The 15,906-nt window shown below is 54.0% G+C and carries 14 protein-coding genes; 1 reads left to right on the top strand and 13 read right to left on the bottom strand.

The features are described 5' to 3' along the window. Positions 1–81: 81 nt before the first annotated feature. From murQ to FE784_RS16690, 10 genes are all read right to left on the bottom strand, one after another. On the bottom strand, positions 82–990 hold the full coding sequence (gene murQ / locus FE784_RS16735; RefSeq protein ID WP_139603374.1) for an N-acetylmuramic acid 6-phosphate etherase: 909 nt from the start codon (positions 988–990) through the stop codon (positions 82–84). A gap of 399 nt (positions 991–1,389) precedes the next feature. Next, positions 1,390–2,172 carry a carbohydrate ABC transporter permease gene (locus FE784_RS16730; RefSeq protein ID WP_139603373.1) on the bottom strand — a complete coding sequence of 261 codons (783 nt, stop codon included), beginning with the start codon at positions 2,170–2,172 and terminating at the stop codon, positions 1,390–1,392. A 130-nt stretch (positions 2,173–2,302) separates the two neighbouring features. Beyond that, complete coding sequence (locus tag FE784_RS16725; protein ID WP_139603360.1) at positions 2,303–3,175, bottom strand: carbohydrate ABC transporter permease; 873 nt, start codon at positions 3,173–3,175, stop codon at positions 2,303–2,305. Position 3,176: 1 nt separating this feature from the next. After that, the gene (locus FE784_RS16720) at positions 3,177–4,262 is read right to left on the bottom strand and encodes an ABC transporter ATP-binding protein (RefSeq protein ID WP_139603359.1); all 1,086 of its coding nucleotides are present in this window, start codon (positions 4,260–4,262) and stop codon (positions 3,177–3,179) included. A 46-nt stretch (positions 4,263–4,308) separates the two neighbouring features. Then, a complete protein-coding gene (locus tag FE784_RS16715) occupies positions 4,309–5,616 on the bottom strand; it encodes an ABC transporter substrate-binding protein (RefSeq protein WP_139603358.1) in 1,308 nt (435 codons plus the stop codon). A gap of 229 nt (positions 5,617–5,845) precedes the next feature. Then, positions 5,846–6,478 (bottom strand): glycerol-3-phosphate responsive antiterminator, encoded by a 633-nt coding sequence (locus FE784_RS16710; RefSeq protein WP_246132061.1) that lies wholly within the window; start codon positions 6,476–6,478, stop codon positions 5,846–5,848. A gap of 44 nt (positions 6,479–6,522) precedes the next feature. Beyond that, entirely contained in the window at positions 6,523–7,365 is an 843-nt protein-coding gene (locus tag FE784_RS16705; protein ID WP_139603356.1) for a metallophosphoesterase family protein, read from the bottom strand. A gap of 788 nt (positions 7,366–8,153) precedes the next feature. Next, positions 8,154–9,059, bottom strand: coding sequence for a DMT family transporter (locus tag FE784_RS16700; RefSeq protein WP_139603355.1), 906 nt, complete (start codon positions 9,057–9,059; stop codon positions 8,154–8,156). A gap of 187 nt (positions 9,060–9,246) precedes the next feature. Then, a complete protein-coding gene (locus FE784_RS16695) occupies positions 9,247–11,172 on the bottom strand; it encodes an ABC transporter permease (protein WP_139603354.1) in 1,926 nt (641 codons plus the stop codon). Further along, positions 11,144–11,926 carry an ABC transporter ATP-binding protein gene (locus FE784_RS16690; RefSeq protein WP_139603372.1) on the bottom strand — a complete coding sequence of 261 codons (783 nt, stop codon included), beginning with the start codon at positions 11,924–11,926 and terminating at the stop codon, positions 11,144–11,146. Before FE784_RS16690 ends, FE784_RS16695 begins: the two co-directional genes overlap by 29 nt. A 264-nt stretch (positions 11,927–12,190) precedes the next feature. On the opposite strand from FE784_RS16690, the gene FE784_RS16685 reads away from it, so the two are divergent. Further along, positions 12,191–12,454, top strand: coding sequence for a hypothetical protein (locus FE784_RS16685; RefSeq protein WP_139603353.1), 264 nt, complete (start codon positions 12,191–12,193; stop codon positions 12,452–12,454). 102 nt (positions 12,455–12,556) lie between these two features. On the opposite strand, the gene FE784_RS16680 is transcribed toward FE784_RS16685, so the two are convergent. Genes FE784_RS16680 through FE784_RS16670 form a run of 3 tightly spaced genes read right to left on the bottom strand, consistent with a single transcriptional unit; the run spans position 12,557 to position 15,807 of the window. Then, positions 12,557–13,621 (bottom strand): sensor histidine kinase, encoded by a 1,065-nt coding sequence (locus FE784_RS16680; RefSeq protein WP_246132060.1) that lies wholly within the window; start codon positions 13,619–13,621, stop codon positions 12,557–12,559. Continuing rightward, positions 13,618–14,325 (bottom strand): response regulator transcription factor, encoded by a 708-nt coding sequence (locus FE784_RS16675; protein WP_139603352.1) that lies wholly within the window; start codon positions 14,323–14,325, stop codon positions 13,618–13,620. The genes FE784_RS16680 and FE784_RS16675 overlap by 4 nt, the downstream gene beginning before the upstream one ends. Positions 14,326–14,328: 3 nt before the next feature. Beyond that, positions 14,329–15,807: an ArnT family glycosyltransferase gene (locus FE784_RS16670; protein WP_139603351.1), complete on the bottom strand. Its 1,479-nt coding sequence runs from the start codon at positions 15,805–15,807 to the stop codon at positions 14,329–14,331. Positions 15,808–15,906 lie beyond the last annotated feature (99 nt).

The following is a 15,906-nucleotide window of genomic DNA, read 5'->3' as shown; positions in this document are numbered from 1 at the left end:
GCTTGGAGTGTCTGCTCTCAGCTAGCGCTTGGAGTGTCTGCCGTTGGCTGTCACTCAGGACGCGCCTGCCATAAAGGTACATCAGCCCTGGCCCCGCAGCGCCTCGCGTACATTGCCTCCGGCCGCTTCGAGCCGCCGGAGTGCCTCCTCGGCGGAGACGCCCGCGAGCAGCATGACGATGCTCGCCTTCATCCGATCGCCCGTGGCGCTCATCGCCTGATCCACCGCCGCTTCGTCGGCGCCGGTCGCCATGGCGACGATTCCGCGCGCCCGCTGGCGCAGCTTGCCGTTCGTCGGCTGCATGTCGACCATGAAGTTGCCGTACGCCTTGCCGAGCTTCACCATCGTCGCCGTGCTGATCATATTCAGCACGAGCTTCTGCGCCGTGCCCGCCTTGAGGCGCGTCGAGCCGGTCAGCGCCTCGGGACCGACGGCGATCTCGATCGCCTTGTCGGCGAGCGCCCCGATCGCGGAGCCGCGGCTGCACGCCAAGGCGATCGTCGACGCACCCGTCGAACGGGCGTACTCGAGCGCGCCGACGACATAAGGCGTACGGCCGCTGGCGGCGATGCCGACGACGACGTCGGCTGTCGAGAGCCCGCGGCCGGCCAAATCCGCGGCGCCGAGCGCGGGATCGTCCTCGGCCGATTCGTCGGCCCTATCCCGCGTCGCGCCGCCGGCCAGAAGCGCCTGTACGAGCTCCGGCGCCGTCCCGAACGTCGGCGGGCATTCGTAGGCGTCGAGTACGCCGAGACGGCCGCTCGTGCCCGCTCCGACATAAAATAGACGGCCGCCCCCGCGCATCGCGTCGACGATCGACTCCACCGCTTCCGCTATCGCGGGCAGGACTTCCGCCACCGCGGCCGGAACGCGAAAATCTTCCGCGTTCATCAGCGTCAGCAATTCCAGCGTCGAGCATTGATCGAGATGCCGGGTGCGCGGATTTACCTGCTCCGTATCGAGCCGGCGTATATTCGCTTCCGCTTGCATGACTGTATCTCCTCTCGAACCGGTACCGCCATCGGGCACGGTCCGTTTTCGAAATAATTTTCCATAATAACAAAATAAAAAAGGAGCTTGTCTCCAATTCATATTATAGAAGACCGCCGCTCCTCCTGTAAAGCTCAAAATGGCGTGGGAGGACATGGACTGGGATCGTAGTCCGTTTCTTTCGAACTGAAGGAACGAGTGAGATTTCGGGACCGTAGACCATTGTCATATCGTTGAAAAATAATAAAGCTCAAGGAGTGATGGTCCTTGAGCTTCGAGATGGTTTTCGGTTGAACATATCCCGTCTGAAAAGGTCCGATCCGGTTGAGGAGCAGGTCTCCCGATCCTATATCACCATGCTGTACCCTGCTTCCGGTGAATTTCTCCCCTTGCAATGGATTATTTTACGCCCGTATAGACGAAAGCTTGAATAATATGCCGCTGCGCAAAGAAAAATGCGATCAAAATCGGCGTAACCAGGATCATGTTTCCGGCCATCAAAACGTTCCAATTGGCTACTCCTTCTTCTTCCCGGATCTTCGCAATTCCCAATGGCAGCGTTCTCGCCGTTTCGTCCGTAGTCATCACCAGCGGCCAAAAGTAATCGTTCCAATGAGCGATAAAGCTGAACAAAGCAAAAGTCGCCAAAACCGGTTTGGCCATGGGCACCATCAATTTCAACACAATCTGCCACTCTTTGGCATTGTCCAGCCGCGCCGCTTCGAGCAATTCCTCCGGAACCTGTTTAAACGACTGCCTTAAGAGGAAAATGCCGAATGCGCTGGATGCGAACGGAAGAATAAGGGCGAGATGCGTATTAAGCAGCTTCCACGTGCTTAACTGCAAGTAAACGGGAAGGAATATCAATTGAGACGGAATCATTAACGTAATCATGACCATTCCGAATAAAAACCCCGCCCCCTTAAACCTATAGCGCGCAAAGGCATAGGCTGCAGGAATAATCGTAAGCATCTGCATAACGAGAATACCTACCGAAACAATTATGCTATTCGTAATATATTGCAGAAAAGGACCCGATCCCCAGGCCTGAGCGTAATTGCTCCAGACGAAATGTTTAGGAATCCATTCGGGCGGGAAAATCATCGTTTCGGGCAGCGTTTTTAGAGAAGTAGAAAACATCCATGCAAACGGCATTGCAAAAATGAGCACCAACAGCACCATGCCGATCACGCTTACTGTCCGGAGTACGTACTGCAACGTTTTTGAAACGATTTCTTCTTTGCTTTTGACATCGATTAGGGGGCTATGGGAATCGATCGTCTGTTCCGCTTTCAATGGATTTCACCGCTTCCTATTGATAATGAACGCGTTTTGACAACAATTTAAAGTAGATGATCGTTAACGCTCCGACAATGAACAGCAGGATGACACCCGCCGCAGAGGCATAACCGATTTTAAAGAATCGGAAACCATATTCGTAGATGTAATAAACCAACGTATTGGTCGTGTTAACCGGTCCTCCCTGTGTCATGATCGCGATCGTCTCGAAAACCTGAAACGAACCGATCATGTTGATGATCACGAGGAAAAAGATGGTTGGCGACAGCATGGGGAGAATCAGCTTGCGAAAGGTTGTCCAAGGCTTGGATCGGTCCAGGGCCGCCGCTTCATAGATGTCCTTCGGAATGCTTTGCAGGCCGGCGATAAATACCAAAGTATTATAGCCGAGCCCTTTCCACACGGCGACAATGACCAACGAAAGCAGAGACGTGCTCTGCGAGGAAAGCCATGCCACTTTTCCAAAACCGAACAAACCGATGAACCCGTTTAACAAGCCATATTGAGGATCCATGACCCAAGCCCAGATCATCGAAATGGATACCCAAGAAACGATATGCGGGCTGAAGATCGCGCCTTGTACAAAACCGTGGAACACGCCGGTCCTATTCAACCAGAGAGCCAACAGCAAAGAGAGGCTAATGATGAGCGTAACCGTCAATACGGTATAGATTATGGAGTTGTTTATCACTTGAATAAATTCTTTTTCCTGCAGGAGGTCGGCAAAGTTTTGCAAACCGACAAAGCTTTTCGTCGGGCTGATAAAATTCCAATCATACATGCTCAGATAGATCATATACAGGATCGGATAAATAAAAAACAAGGAAAACACGGCAATCGCCGGAGCAACCATCGCGTACGGACGCAGCTTTTCCCAAATTGTCATCTTATACACCGCCGACAGCTACAAGCTCTTTGTTCCGTGGCGCTTTCTGCGGCAGCTCCAAATCGCGAATCCGATTGCCATCCAAATCAAAATAGTACAGCCGTTCATACGGAACGGTCACTTTGATACGATCTTCCGTTTCCATGGGCGCAAGGAAGGTTTTCGCGAAAAATATACCCGCGGCCGACTTGATCTGATAAATATGTTCCGCTCCCAAGCTCTCCCGGGTAATGATTTCCCCCTCGATCGCAAAACTTTCCGTACGATCTTTCGCGCTCACCAGCCCATGCTCGGCCCGGAAACCGACGTATCCGATCTTCGCGGCAGTCGCTGCCTTCAAGCCTTTAACATCGTTGTAATGAAAAATATTCATGGCCGGAGTACCGATAAACTGGGCGGTAAACAGATTGTCCGGATCGTTATAGAGCTTCATGGGCGAATCCACTTGCTGAATCACCCCTTTGTTCATGACAACAATTTCGTCACCCATCGACATGGCTTCAACTTGATCGTGGGTCACATAAACAAAGGTGGTGCCAAGCCTTTTATGAAGCTGGATCAATTCCGTTCTCATCTGATTGCGCAGCTTTGCGTCCAGATTCGAAAGCGGTTCGTCGAGAATAAACACCCTGGGCTTTTTGACCATCGCCCGGGCGAGCGCGACCCTTTGGCGCTGTCCTCCGGACAAGTGTTGCGGTTTCTTATTCAAATGAGGGGTCAAGCCTACGATTTCGCAAATCTCGCGTATTAACATTTCGCGTTCCTGTTTAGGAACTTTTCTATTTTTTAGCCCGAACTCGATATTTTCACGAACGGTCATGGTCGGATATAACGCATAGTTTTGGAAAACCATGGCTACATCCCGAAGCCCCGGCTGCGTTTCGTTCACACATTTGTCGCCGATCCATATTTGTCCTTCGCTCTGCTTTTCAAGACCTGCGATCATGCGCAGGGTTGTCGATTTGCCGCAGCCCGACGGTCCTACGAGAACCGTAAACGATCCGTCTTTAATGGTAAGATTCAAGCCGCTGATCACCGTTTCGTCTTTATACGTTTTGCCGACATGGATCAATTCGATTTTCGCCATACGATCATCTCCTTACGTTCAAGCTTTCGATTTTTACTTGCTCCATTTACTTGCTCAATAATTTGTTTGCTTTTTCCGCAGCCTCGTTCATTGCATCCTGCGGCTTCACATTCTTTTCGAGGATTGCTTTCGTGATGGCATCTTGCATCATTTTCGTAATTTCCGGATAGGCATTTGCATTCGGACGCAGTACGGCATACTTCAATTGATCCGAAGCCACCTTATAGTGCGGAAACTCTTTATAGTAATTTTGCAATTCGTCGCTTTCCAAAGCGGAAAGACGGTTCGGCAAATAGCCGATGTACTTGTGCTGATAGATCGTATTTTCTTTGGATGTCATCCATTTGATAAATTCCCAAGTCGCTTCTTTTTCTTGCTCGCCGAGCTTCGACGTAATGACCAGATGGGCCCCGCCGGTCGGAACGCCATAGGTTTTATTGGCGGGCATAAAGTCGGTCGCCATTTCAAAGTTGTTGCCCTTTGCGATTTCCAAGCTTGCGGAGACCCCGGCGGTAGACCCGAATTTAAAGGCGGAAATCTGGTTGGCCCAATCTTTTTCCGCGTCGGCGCCCGCCGTCTTCCCCACTACAAATTTGATGAGACCTTCATCGGACATTTTCTTCCAAAACTGTACCGGCGCGACCGCTTCCGGCGAGTTAAACGTAGCTTTTTTGCCGTCGTCGCTCAGTACCTTTCCGCCGCTTTGCGCGACCAACGCCTCGTACTCCCAGATGCCGACAGGCATTGTCATCGGCGTCTTCCCCTTCGACTTCAACACGCGGGCATATTGCTCCAGTTCCGTCCAATTTTTGGGGCCGGCCGGGTCCAAACCGGCTTCTTTCAGCATGGTGACATTTTTGTAGAAGATCGGGGTGCTTCGTACGAACGGAATGCCGTAAAGCTTGCCGTCCACATAAGCATTGCCCATGAGACCCGGCATAAAATCCTTAAGATTGAGCTGAGCGTCATCTCTTGCGGCAAGCGGCGTCAGGTCTACCAACACGCCCGATCGGGAAAAAATTCCCGTAGATGCAATTTCGAGGTCGAACACGGCAGGCGCGTTTCCGGCAGCAAATGCGGCTTGCACTTTCGCGTGAAGATCGTCGTAATTTCCTTGGTTCGCTTGCTGCACTTCAATTTTGTTCTGCGATTCGTTAAATGTTTTCACAAGGTTTTGTTTCGCTTCTTCAATTTTCCCGCCGTTTGCCGTCCAGTACTTAATTACGATTTTTTTGCCTTCCGAATTGCCGGAAGCGCCGCTCGCGGTCTTTCCTTCTGTGCCGCCGGATCCGCATGCCGCGAGCATGAATACGGAACCAAGCGCTACGATCGACATACTTTGTTTCTTTGACATCATAAATCCCTCCATTTTTTGTATGGTGCTGAATCGCTTAGTACTTTATCGCTTTATCGAAATCCAACTTTCCGGCAGAAAAAAAGAAACCTTAATCGACCGCCGCTACGATGCCGGCAGTAATTAAGGCTTCTCCTTCGCTCCAAGCCAAAGCTATTTACTTAAATATATCGTAACGGCCGATTATTAAACCGGTGTTAACTCGATATTAAAATTGTGCAAAATTGCATTATCCGATGCTGCGGAGCTTATTATCCTGAGCGGAGTAGGCTTCACGCCATAGTTCCGACTTGGATGAGGATACCGCGGTCGCGCCATGCTTCAAACATGCCATGGCATGGCTTCGTTTAAACATCAAGCCGCCGGTGATGATCGGAAGAGCCGTGAACTTTTTGATCTCCCCGATCACTTCCGGTATTCGAGCCGGCATGACTTCAATGATGTCGGGCTCGATTTGACGGAGGCTTTTGGCTATATTGTCAAACCCTTCGGTATCCACAAGAAAGAAACGTTGAATGGTAATCAGCCCCGCTTTTTTTGCTATTTTCACAACATTCGTTTTCGTGGTAATGATCCCGGTAGGTTTTATCTCCTTAGCCAAGTAATCAAGACCATGGGTATCCGTGCATAGTCCTCCTATCTTATCCAAATGCAGAAAAATCGGCACCTGATGAGTTTTGAACAAATCTACATAGCCTTTAATGACTCCTATGTGTCCGATTAGCAGAAATACGCCGCTTAATTGGTTTCGGAGCGACAAGGCCAGCTCGATTTGTTTCGGCTCCTTTATGGCGGCCACCATCTTGTGCGTGGTTAATCTGTCGAAAAACAATCCGCCTTCATCATTTCTAACACTCCCCACCCGGCAGCACCTCCTGTTAAACCGGATTTGTTCATCATCGAAATCTATTTTTGTTCGGCGGCCAACCGCAATGCGACAACGCATTCCCGGTCCGTTTCTTGTCCGCGAGCGTTGGGATTATGTTTAAAATGCTTCATATTGTTATATAATGTCTCTACATTGTCTATGATCGCCGCATCCGTGAAGTCGGCAGCCGAAATACGAATCTCGTCCCGCTCAATCTCCACGATCCTTAAGCCATGCTGATCCAGGCAGGCGGAGAGCTGAACAAACGTCCAGTTATGCCGCTTTACAATGGAGTCGACATGGGTATGTCCGTTAAAATAAATCCCTACTCCTTCTTTCCGGTTTAAAATGTTCCACATGTCAATGCCGGGATGAATGGATCCTTTCTCTTTATCCGAATGGGTTGTCGTATTGTATACCGGATGATGAGCGAACAGTAAAAGGGGTTTTGTCCCGGATGCTCGTACAACCTCTTCAAGCCACTGCAATTGTTCCTCGTCAACCCAGCCTCCCCAATCCGCAAAATCCATTTCTTTCGCCGTATCTATAAATACAAGTACGGCATGCTCTGTCGTTATGGCGTGATAGCGGGCTTGTCCGGTTATATCGAGAACTTCCTTTCTCGTTTGGGCATAAAGGTCATGGTTCCCCAAAGCATGATAAAACGTTCTCTCATGCTGCCGTATCATCCCGTAAACTTCCCGCAGCTCGGAGGGATGCCCATAGTTGGTTAAATCGCCGAGTGAAATATGAACATCCGCTTCCAGTTCCATAAATCGTCCTAGAAATGTTCGATAAAAATCGTTACGCGCTTCCATCCATCCCGGAATCGTTTCGTCCGCTTCGTGATAATGCAAATCTCCCATTACTACAAGCTTCATAAGTTCTCTCCTTCTCAAATGGAATTAGCGACGATTCGCTTTCGTACCTTAGCGAAGTTCAACTTCCTTTAACGATAAAAAACTACGACAGCATAATTTGCGTACAAGTGTGGCTAAGGAGTGTAGCGCCTATTCGGTGAAAGCTCGCTGCCTCACACGGCGCGCCTTGCGGGACCGCGAGAATAGCGGAACTGGAGTACGCTTTTGACCCAAGCCCTCGTGTCGAGTGCAAAATAAGGGAAAACCGTTCCGTTATTAAGCTGTTCACGATTATTTTCACACCGAAATCTCGATATAGAGGAAGTCTGTTCCGCTATCTTCAAACGAGTAACGGAATTCGGGGCAATAACGGAATGTAGTTCCTCTATTCACGGGTTACGTCATGGCACGTCCAGCAAACTCGACCAGATTGTATGTGGATTATGCAATCGTACAAAAAAAACCGCAGCGGAAGCAGAAACCGTCCCTTTTTTTGATAAAGGTTTGTTGATTTTCTGATCGCTGGGTTTTCTCGTCGTCTTCGCCCGGAGCGGCTATTCTTTTATCTGTCCCATGACGCTGCCAAGCTTGATATTACCTGCTCGATAGTCACCGGATACGGTTCTTGTCAGCCATTAGGGAGCCGATTCGTTCTTTCCTTAGCCGGGCAACATGGCTGACCTTGTACCGCTTTAGATTACTGCCGTTTTATTAACGCAGTATCAATAGCATGTAAACCTTCGGTGAATTTTGCCCTGACGTCGATCGTCAAGGCGGACAATCCATAACATACAAACCGCAAGCCGGCGCTACGCCGTGACGCTCGCAGGGTCGGCCCTCTCGCTCGGCTTCGCCTCCTGCTTGCGCCGATACGTGGCGAACAGCACGCCGCCGATGATAAGAAGCGAGCCAATGCCTTGCCGCAGCGTCACCGGGGTGCCCAGAATGGCATAACCGAGCGTCATCGCGACGAACGGCTGGAGGTTGAGAAATACGGCCGCGCGACCGGCGCCTACATGCTGCATTTGCCGGTTCCACACCAGGCCGCAGACGACCTGCATGACAAGGGCGGTGACGACCAGCATCACCCACGCCCACGGCTCCGCGCTCATATCCGATACCCGGTCGCGGGCGAAGGCGACCGGAATAAGCATCGCCGTTCCGATGACGGTCGAGTAGGCGGTGACGAAAAACGCATCGCGGCGCTCCATCAGCTTGCGCGTCAAAATGGTGGCGACCGTGAACGACAGCATCGCGCCGAAAATCCATAGCTCCCCTACGGACAAATGGAGAGAGCCGCCCTTGCTCACCACGAAGAAGACGCCGGAAACCGCAATTACCGATCCGATCGCCATACGGAGCGTCAGCCGCTCCTTCAGAAAGACGGCGGCCAGCAGCCCGATGGCGATGGGCGATAACGACAGCAGCAGCGACGAGGACGTCGGGTCCGCGTCCTGCATGCCGATATAGAAACACGATTGATTGACGAACACGGCCATCGCGCCGATCGGCACGAGCAGCTTCCAGTCTTGCCGGGTCGGCAGCTCGAAGCGGCGGGAAGCGACCGCCATGATGACGTAGACGGAACAGGTCAGCATGAGACGGGTAACGGCCAGCAGCATCGGCGGAAAATTGTCGACGAGAATGGCGCCGAACACAAAGTTGCTCCCCCACACGGTTACGCAAAACAAAAGCAGCAAATACGAACGAAGCATGCGTCAGTCCTTTCTTCCATCCGGGGACATCGATCTACCCTATCTTACTCCCCGGAACCGGGAAAAGCGATGCAGCCCAACAACGATGCCGCCCCTTCTCCCGGGGAAACGCCGGCCTTTTCCCGGTATTGCTGCCCCTGCCGCACGCGCACGCTCTTCGGGCGAGCCGTTTCGGCCGTACTCTCCTTTACCCCTGACCCAACTGCTTCATATAGGCTCTCCTTGCCAGCGCGAAGTACACGAATTGCATGGCCGCATAAACGCCCATTACGATGATTCCGTAGTGCCACACCGTAATGCCGAGCATATTGCCGAGCGATTTGTAAGCGAAGGCCGCATGGATAACGCCGACCGCCACCGGTACGAAGAACACGATTCCGATCTGAGTCCCCGTAATTTTGCGGATTTCTTCATCCGACACGCCGATTCGGGACAACGCCTTGAACTGCGCCTGGTCGTCCTGAATTTCGGTGAACAGCTTGAAGTACAGCATGCTCCCCGACGCGACGAAGAACAGGACGCTTACGAGCAGGCCGATAAACAGCGTCAACGAATTGAACTGCTTGTAATCCAAATAGTCTTCCACGCGCGTCTCGAACCGTTTCCGCTCCTTCTCCGGAATCGCGCCCGCGATTTGTTGCGAGGCCGTCAGCGAATCCGCCCAGTTCCGGGTCTCGAAGCCGTAGTAGGTCATCCGTTTATTGTCCGGAATTCCTTTGATCCGTTCGGCGTATTCGTTGTCGTCCACCACCAGCATGCCGGCATAGTCGACGCTCGTATTGATTACGCTGCCGTTCAGCTGCCCGTCCATGACGAACGACAGCGGCTTGCCGTCGGCGTTCGTCTCCAGCCTGCTCCCTTTCGGAAAAAACTCGACGGCCACCTCCCTGTATGGAAACACGTATATCGCATGTCCCGCTTCCACCTGCACCGTTTTTCGATTCAGCCTCTCCGCGATCCGGTTATAGGCTTCCTCCGGCACGAGCAGCGCTTCCGTCTGCCGGTTGCGCATCTGTTCGAGCGTGACCGGCACCGGAATTCCGGTCAGCTTCACCTCGTAAGCGATCTCCTGTCCTTTCTCCGTCAGAAGACGCCTCAGCTCGTCCGGATGAATGATCTCGTGCGTCCCCGCTTCGCGTTCGGTATACCCGAACGATTGCGGATAATGGTCCAGCGCTTTATTGGTCGTATCCAGGTACAAGACGTAGAACGTTCCCGACGCCGTCAAAATGACCGCGCTCAGTATCGCTACCATAAAGAGCGTGCGCGCGTTGTCCTTGATCTTGAACACGAGCTGAGCTACCGTCACGAGATGCGTATGCCGGTAGTACAGGCCGGGGGACTTCTGCAGCCGCCGCAAAATGGCCACGCTGGCTTGGGTGAACAAAAAGTACGTACCGACGATGACCGTCGCCAAGATCGGCAGCATGTAGAGCATAATCGTGTTCAGCTTCGCTTGATACGCCAAATAGTATCCGGCCGATAGGCAAACTATGGACAACGCCGTCAGCCATTTCGAGAAGACGGGCACGCTCTTCGGCTTCTTCGACGCCTTCAGCAGCTCGATGATTTCGCTGCGGCCGACATTTCGCAAGGTGAACAGCGTAATGAGCTCGAACAGCGCGAAGAAGCCGCCGACCGTTAGCCAGATCGCCTTCGGGGCGAGAATGAAGCGGATCGGGGTGTCGACCTGCAGCAGCTCCGCAAGCGCCATGAAGAACAGCTTGGAGAATAGAGCACCGAAGCCGATTCCGGCCGCGATGGCGAACAGCGCGATCAGCGTGTTCTCGTACAGGACGAGCTTGGCGATCTGCCGGCTTGTCATCCCGAACAGGCTGAGCAGCCCGAATTCCTTCTTGCGCGACTTCAGGAAAGCCGACATCGAGTACAGCACGAAGAAGAACGAGAAGATGACGATAATGTACTCGCACAGAATCATGCCCTGCCGCACTTTATCGGCGGCGCGAATATTGCCGCTGATCACGTCGGGATGGAACAAAAATGCCGCATAAATGAAAAAAATCATGACCGAAAACGTGCTGCTCAGGAAAAAGGCGACGTACCGGTGCCAATTGCCCCTCACATTACTCCGGGCGAGCCTGCGAAACGTCATCGAAGTTCCCTCCCAGCACGCTCAGCGCGTCTAATATTTGTTGAAAAAACGCTTGCCGGTTCGTTCCCCGGCGAATTTCCGAGAACAGCTTGCCGTCCTTGATAAAGACAATCCGGCGGCAGTAGCTTGCGGCGAACGGGTCATGCGTCACCATCAGGATCGTCGTCCCCCGCTCCTCGTTCAGCTTCCGCAGCGACTCCATCGCGTCCTTGGCCGCCTTCGAATCGAGATTGCCGGTCAGCTCGTCGGCCAGCACGATCGCCGGACGGTGAATGATCGCGCGGGCGATCGCCGCCCGCTGCTGCTGTCCGCCCGATACTTCATACGTGCGTTTCTCCAGAATGTGGGCTATGCCGAGCACTTCGGCGATTTCGCGTACCCGGCTCTCGATTTCTTCGACCTTCATATTGTCCAGCACGAGCGGCAGCACGATATTTTCTTTGATCGACAGCGTCTCGAGCAGATTGAAGTCCTGGAAAATAAACCCGAGCTGGCGCCGGCGGAACATCGCGAGCTCCTTGTTCTTCAGGACGCTCGGATCGGTGCCGTTCACCTCGATGCGGCCGGAGGTCGGCTTGTCGATCGTGGACAGCAAATTCAGCAGCGTCGTCTTGCCGCTTCCCGACGGCCCCATAACGCCGACGAACTCCCCTTGGCCGACCTCGAGATGAAATTGGTCCAACGCGCGGTAGGTGACCTTGCTGTTTTTCGCTCCGTACAGTTTCGATAGCGCCTGGGCTTTCAAGACGGTCATGATTCGTTCCTCCAATAGCTGCTTGTTTACCTCATGCTCCCAGTGTACCCGAATGTCCGTACCGGCCTCTATCGATAAAGCTTTCATTTGGCGGAGCGAACCTTACAATGTTGTCATATTCCGAATCGGCACAGCCGGATGCACGACGGCAAATAACTCGCGGGTTATGCCGCGAGTTGGCAAAGATTCCGTTTGCACGGCATGCAAATATGGTATACTATTAATCGTCACGTCAAAGACCATACGAAATGTAGGGTGATAAACATGCATCAATTTTACGTAACCGACCTTCAACAATCGGATACCAACGAAAAGCTGGGTCATTTCCAGTTTTTGGTCACCTTTGCCGACAAAACAAAGTGCCGGATTTTTTACGACAAAAATCCCGACTGGAAAATCAGCAGCGTCACAAGGCTACTGACCGTACCTTGCCCGATTTGCCGCAGAGACTACTATTGCAGCTGTCTGGATCGGTTCACCGATGAAATTCACCGGGAAATCCAGGACAGCGGGTTGCTTCCCGAATAAGGGGGGCCGATTTCCGAGAGGGCGGATGCCCTCTTTTTGTCCATCCCACCCGGAGAATTCCCTCAATCGCAGCGGCGCCTGCCCTCATGCCCGCACTATGGCTCAAGTCCATGAATGAATCACCGTCTGCCGCGGAACGATCAGCGTCACCGACGTCCCTTCGCCCAGAACGGACGCCACCTCGAGCCGATGCCCCAGCCTATTGCAAATTTGTTTGGCCAAATAAAGCCCCATACCCGTCGATTCCGACACCCGTCTCCCGTTCTCTCCCGTAAAAAATGCATCGAATAAACGCGGCATGTCCTGTTCGGCGATCCCGATGCCTTCATCCTTCACGATCACTCTGCATTCGTCTTCCGTTTCCCGTACCGTAACGGTCAGCGTCTTGACGCCTTCCTTCGGCTTCGAATATTTGATCGCGTTCGTGACGAGCTGCCCCAGCACGAATACGATCCATTTCTCGTCGGTTTCCGCCCATACCGCCTCGGCGCCGGCCTCGATTTTCGGAAAAATGCGGTAGCGGATGCACGCTTTTTTGTGCTCGTTGATCACGCTGCGGATCGCTTGGACCAGCTCTACCCGCTTGACGTGAACGTCCAGCTCGAATTTCTCCAGCCTCGCCGTATGGAGCATCATGTCCAAGCCGTGCGCGAGCCGCTCGTTCTCCTCCTGGATGCTGGCGAGCAGCGTTTTCGTCTCCTCCCCCCCGCCCCGGTCCGCCTGCTGGACGAGCAGATCGATCACGGATACCGGCGTCTTCATCTGATGGACCCATTGGCGGACGAACGTTTGATGGTGCTCCTGCTGCTGCTTGTACTGCTCCAGTCGTTCCATATATTTGCCGTAGCTGTCGGCGACGAGACGCTGCATCGCCTGCTGCTCGCGCGTCACGGCGCCATGCAGCCTCAGCGCGTTCTCGAGTTCGGCGCCGGGGGCGTCCAAGCTGTCGAGCTGCCGGTGAAACGGACGGCTTCGGACGTAGTCGACGACCAGGTACAGGGCGACTCCGACAACGGACAGCAGCGCGATATAGAGCATGTTTTCCCGGCCGAGCCCGGCGTCCTGTCCGCGCAGGTCCAGCTCGACGACGACCATGACCAGCAGCAAATTGAACAAATAGATCGCGACATAGCCGATCCGGTCGACGAGAAACGATTTGAAGGTCACGGCGCATCCCTCCACGTTACGAGCAGCCGGTAGCCTTGCCCGCGGACCGTATCGATCGCCCGGTCGATCCCGAGCTCCTCCAGCTTCTTGCGCACCCTCGTCACGTTGACGGTCAGCGTGTTGTCGTCGACGAACGTCACGTCGTCCCAGAGCGCTTCCAGCAGCTGTTCCCTCGTCGCGATTTGCCCCGCCTGCCGCATCAGCGCTTCGGCGAGTCTCGATTCGTTGCGGCTCAAGTCCGTTTTCCGCCCGTTCCATTCCAGCGTCCCTTTGCTCCGGTCGAGCGTCAGCCCGTCCACATCGACGATGTCCGTCGCCGTCTGCGGCATCGATGCGTATTCCCCGTACGCTCTGCGCAGCGCGCTTTTGATTTTGGCCATGACGACTTCAAGGTGAAACGGCTTCGTTATATAATCGTCTCCCCCGTTCTCGATCGCCATCACCTGATCCATCTCCCCGACCCGTGCGGACAAGAACAAGATTGGGACGTTGGACAGGGTCCGGATTTGGCGGCACCAGTAAAACCCGTCGAATTGGGGAAGGTTGATATCGAGAATGGCCAGATGGGGCGCAAGCTCCGCGAACGCCTGCTTCACGTTGCGGTAGTCCGTAACGCGGACCGGCTTATACCCGTATTTGTCCAAATAATCGCCGAGTATCGCCGCGATCTTGTCGTCGTCCTCCACGATCATGATTGTATACAACGCCTAAACGCCTCCTTTGCGTCTGAACAAGCCGAGCAGCGCATAGATTCCGAAGCTTTGCAGAATGATGGCGCAAGGCCATATATCGAACCGGTACCGCGTCTGAACCTCGATGACGACGTGCAGCGCCGCATAGCCGAGCAGCAGCAGCAGAAACAACGAAGCCTCCCCCGTCGCTCCCCGCCAGGCGATCACCGTCATGGCGACCAAGCCGAAAAAGGCCATAAGCACATACTGGATCCGCTCGGTCTGTACGAGCCGCTTGACCAGCTCGGGCCGATCCATGTCCGGCAAGCTCCACATCGGGGCCGAATCCTCGTCTCCCCACATCGCTTTCGTCTTGCTTGCGAATAACGCCCCAACCTGCCGCTTGTCCTCCAAACGCTTCTTCAGCAGCTCCAGCTCGACGCGGTTCCGTTCCTCGCCGGGCGGGTATTGCAGCACATACACCGTATCGTCGTACGACCAGCCTCCGTTCGTCGCCGGGTTCAGCCCGATCATGAACTTCCAGTACGGCTCGCGGTTCGATAACGGATACGGAGTGACTCCCCCCTGCACCAAGGCGAAGCTGGCCGCCTGCTGGACGAGCCAGTATACGGCCAGCACGCCGACGCATTTGGCGGCGAGAGCGGGCCAGCTGCGTTCGCGGATGCGGGGCGCGAGCAAGAAAAAGGCCGCGTAAGCGAGAACGCCGAGCAAGAAGAAGCTGCCGAGCGGCCTCATCAGGTTGCCGAAGCCGATGCACAGGCCCACGAGCAGCCAATCGGATTTGCCGACGAACCTTTTGCGAATCAGAACATACAGGGCGAGAAAGTAAAAAAATACGGAAATATGCTGATTCGTCAGCACCGAGCACATGATAATATTCGGAACGTAGACCGCATACATAAGCGCGGCGGCTCTACCGCACGTCTCGCCGAAGGCGCGGACGGCGCACTTGTACAGGACCACGGCCGTTCCGGCCTGAAACAGGACGTTCAGCAGCTTAAGGACAATCAAAGAGCCGCCGAACAGCTTGATCGCTAGCGCCTCGTAAAACGTAAAGCCGAGCTGGTACGCCCAGCGGGAGAAATACTCGTTCTCGCCGAAGGAGAAGTCTCCGGCCGCGGCGCTGAGTGCCGCGGAATGCATATCGAGGAAATCGGAGACGGGAGCCGTATCGACCGCGGCGATCCAGACGATACGCGGCGCTGCGACGAGCAGCAGGAGTGCGACCATAAACGTTCTTCCGCCCCCATATCGGCCAAGCGCCTTTGCCAGCGGCAGCGCCGCCGCGACTGAGGCGAGCACAAGCAGCGGGACAGACCAATCCGAGATGAAATGGGTTGCGGTATTCGCGCTCGAATACCAAAGCATCCAGCCGAACAGCAGAATGCCCAATAAGGCCAGGAGCCTGGATAAGGTCCGCTCCCCGGGTGTTGTTGCGAAAGCTTGCATCGCCTGCTCCTCTCCCGTCGAATCCGATCGATTTTTCCTCTCCATCTTACATCCCTTTGCCGCCGCGAATCAATTCGCAAACGTACGAAAGCTCCGACCCTTCGATTTACGAAGTGCCGGAGCAGTCGGGCAAACGACTTTTCC

This window comes from Paenibacillus hemerocallicola, from assembly GCF_006265175.1.
Taxonomy (GTDB): Bacteria; Bacillota; Bacilli; order Paenibacillales; family NBRC-103111; genus Paenibacillus_AB; species Paenibacillus_AB hemerocallicola.
Note: the sequence above shows the minus strand (reverse complement) of the source record. Positions and strands in the feature narration are given on the sequence as shown.

Bases quoted from the DNA above. Each gene is read 5' to 3' on its own strand.
- FE784_RS16685 (WP_139603353.1), top strand. From the start codon at position 12,191: ATGCATCAATTTTACGTAACCGACCTTCAACAATCGGATACCAACGAA.
- FE784_RS16725 (WP_139603360.1), bottom strand. From the start codon at position 3,175: ATGACAATTTGGGAAAAGCTGCGTCCGTACGCGATGGTTGCTCCGGCG.
- FE784_RS16670 (WP_139603351.1), bottom strand. From the start codon at position 15,807: ATGGAGAGGAAAAATCGATCGGATTCGACGGGAGAGGAGCAGGCGATG.
- FE784_RS16695 (WP_139603354.1), bottom strand. From the start codon at position 11,172: ATGACGTTTCGCAGGCTCGCCCGGAGTAATGTGAGGGGCAATTGGCAC.
- FE784_RS16690 (WP_139603372.1), bottom strand. From the start codon at position 11,926: ATGACCGTCTTGAAAGCCCAGGCGCTATCGAAACTGTACGGAGCGAAA.
- FE784_RS16730 (WP_139603373.1), bottom strand. From the start codon at position 2,172: ATGGTGCTGTTGGTGCTCATTTTTGCAATGCCGTTTGCATGGATGTTT.
- FE784_RS16715 (WP_139603358.1), bottom strand. From the start codon at position 5,616: ATGTCAAAGAAACAAAGTATGTCGATCGTAGCGCTTGGTTCCGTATTC.
- FE784_RS16700 (WP_139603355.1), bottom strand. From the start codon at position 9,059: ATGCTTCGTTCGTATTTGCTGCTTTTGTTTTGCGTAACCGTGTGGGGG.
- FE784_RS16705 (WP_139603356.1), bottom strand. From the start codon at position 7,365: ATGAAGCTTGTAGTAATGGGAGATTTGCATTATCACGAAGCGGACGAA.
- murQ (WP_139603374.1), bottom strand. From the start codon at position 990: ATGCAAGCGGAAGCGAATATACGCCGGCTCGATACGGAGCAGGTAAAT.
- FE784_RS16720 (WP_139603359.1), bottom strand. From the start codon at position 4,262: ATGGCGAAAATCGAATTGATCCATGTCGGCAAAACGTATAAAGACGAA.